Annotated in this window: 3 protein-coding genes; all 3 read left to right on the top strand. The window is 60.5% G+C overall.

Features of this window, described 5'->3' with window-relative positions:
* The first annotated feature begins 547 nt into the window (after nt 1–547).
* The 3 genes from C1722_RS01775 to C1722_RS01765 all read left to right on the top strand — a co-directional run bounded on the left by C1722_RS01775 (nt 548) and on the right by C1722_RS01765 (nt 1,816).
* Complete coding sequence (locus tag C1722_RS01775) at nt 548–754, top strand: helix-turn-helix transcriptional regulator (RefSeq protein WP_102377744.1); 207 nt, start codon at nt 548–550, stop codon at nt 752–754.
* Nucleotides 747–1,232 carry a hypothetical protein gene (locus C1722_RS01770; RefSeq protein ID WP_102377743.1) on the top strand — a complete coding sequence of 162 codons (486 nt, stop codon included), beginning with the start codon at nt 747–749 and terminating at the stop codon, nt 1,230–1,232. The genes C1722_RS01775 and C1722_RS01770 overlap by 8 nt, the downstream gene beginning before the upstream one ends.
* Before the next feature lie 77 nt (nt 1,233–1,309).
* Complete coding sequence (locus C1722_RS01765; RefSeq protein WP_102377742.1) at nt 1,310–1,816, top strand: DNA-deoxyinosine glycosylase; 507 nt, start codon at nt 1,310–1,312, stop codon at nt 1,814–1,816.
* Nucleotides 1,817–1,904: the final 88 nt, after the last annotated feature.

Raw genomic sequence — 1,904 nt, 5'->3', positions numbered from 1 at the left:
GAGCGCGAGTTCGCCGCGGGCGAGGCGCCGCGAGCGCGAACACGTTGCTGGGCGGGGGATGCCTTGAGCGAGAGCGCATTGCGGAGCGCGCCCGAGGCGAATCCGCATCGTCGATAGCGCCTTGCTTTATTGATAATGCGTTTCTGCATGAAAACGGCTTTCGGATGGCGGCGAACCTTCGGTTTGCGAAATTCGGAAGGCGAACGGGACTTTTGGGTTCGCACTGCTTCGGCGTATCGCCTGGTCGGGGTTTCTAACTGTTAACTTTTCGACCGTAAGCGTGCGTAGAAACCCGATTCGGCGGCGCAAAACGGCGATTCGCAACCATTTTTGGTGGGATTTCGATAAAACCCGACAGGCTGAAGCAAGGGCGGGTACGAGCCGGTGCAAACAGATCAAACCCGCCGTACGCCCATCTTCGCAATCGTTTGCCGCATGCCTTTTCCTCCAATATGGAAAGCTCGCTTTACATATCGACCGGCATGCGGTATGCTCTATGGAAAGCTAGCTTTACATTCATTCGAACCGCGCCATCGGGAGGAGCTTCGTGAAGAACCGCGTTGAAGAACTGCGCCGGGAGTGCGGGCTTAACCAGGAGGCGCTCGCAGACGCGCTGGAAGTCACCCGCCAAACCATCAGCTCGCTCGAAAAGGGACGCTACAACCCCTCGATCACGCTCGCGTTCAAGATCTCCCGCTATTTCGGCAAACCCATCGAAGACATCTTCGTCTACGAGGAGGAAGACAATGACTAACCAGGACATCGAGAATCTTCCTGAGCCCGTCAAGAAACAGCGCGGCTCAATCCGCATCATGGGTATCGTGTGTCTGGCGGTTGCCGCCCTGTACTACGTTTCCCTGATCGGCGTCGTCGCGAACGTGCCCCTCATCACCAGCCTGTTCGGCACCAACCCGCGCGTAGCGATCATCCTCGGGGTCATCGGGACGATCTGCCTCGCCTTCGGAATCGGCACCTTCCACTACCAGGCGAACAACGCCGAACGGCTCAAGGAGATGACCTACGGGCAGACCGACGAGCGCTATCGGCTGATCCGCCTCAAGGCGAACGCCGCCATGGGAACCTCGTTCTTCACGCTCGTGCCCTTCGCCATCATCGGCCTCAAGATGACCGGCCACATCGACCTTGTCGGCATGACGGTGTTTTTGGGCGTCTGGATCGCGAGCCTCGTCGTGGGCGCCATCGCCCTCGCCTACTACCAGAAGCGCCTCTAGCTCATGTAAATACGAACAGATGTTTCATATGAAACATCTGTTCGACCGATGGAGGAACCCGCACACGGAAAGCAGCCATGAACGAACCTTGCCGCATAGCGCACCCGCTTGCCCCCATCTTCGACGAGCACTCGAGGGTGCTCGTCTTGGGGACGATGCCCTCCCCGACCTCGCGCGAGGTCGGCTTTTACTACGGGCATCCGCAGAATCGATTCTGGAAGGTGCTCGGTGCCCTGTTCGATGAGCCCGAACCTCGCACGAACGAAGAGCGCACGGCGTTTCTGCTCGCCCGCCGCATCGCGCTGTGGGACGTGCTCGCTTCATGCACGATCGAGGGCGCTTCGGATGCGAGCATCGCAGACCCCGTACCGAACGACCTCTCGACCGTCGTCGACGTCGCGCCCATCGAGGCCGTGTTCACCACCGGCGCAAAGGCCGCGGCGCTCTATCGGAGGTTCGACGCCGATCTCGCCGAACGCCTCGTCCATACCGCGCTGCCCTCCACGAGCCCCGCGAACGCCCGCATGCGCATGCCCGATCTCATTGCCGCCTACCAGCCCTTGAAAGACGCGCTCGCAATCTAAGCTGCATCGCCCAGGCGCGAACAACCCGCTAGAACGGCGAAGCGTAGAGCCGCATACCGTCGGGAAGGCGGACGAACCCCTCGTGCTG

Source organism: Raoultibacter timonensis, assembly GCF_900240215.1.
GTDB classification, from domain to species: Bacteria; Actinomycetota; Coriobacteriia; order Coriobacteriales; family Eggerthellaceae; genus Raoultibacter; species Raoultibacter timonensis.
Note: the sequence above shows the minus strand (reverse complement) of the source record. Positions and strands in the feature narration are given on the sequence as shown.

What these genes read in the sequence shown, in the direction of transcription:
- C1722_RS01770 (WP_102377743.1), top strand. Translation starts at nt 747, where the DNA reads ATGACTAACCAGGACATCGAGAATCTTCCTGAGCCCGTCAAGAAACAG.
- C1722_RS01765 (WP_102377742.1), top strand. Translation starts at nt 1,310, where the DNA reads ATGAACGAACCTTGCCGCATAGCGCACCCGCTTGCCCCCATCTTCGAC.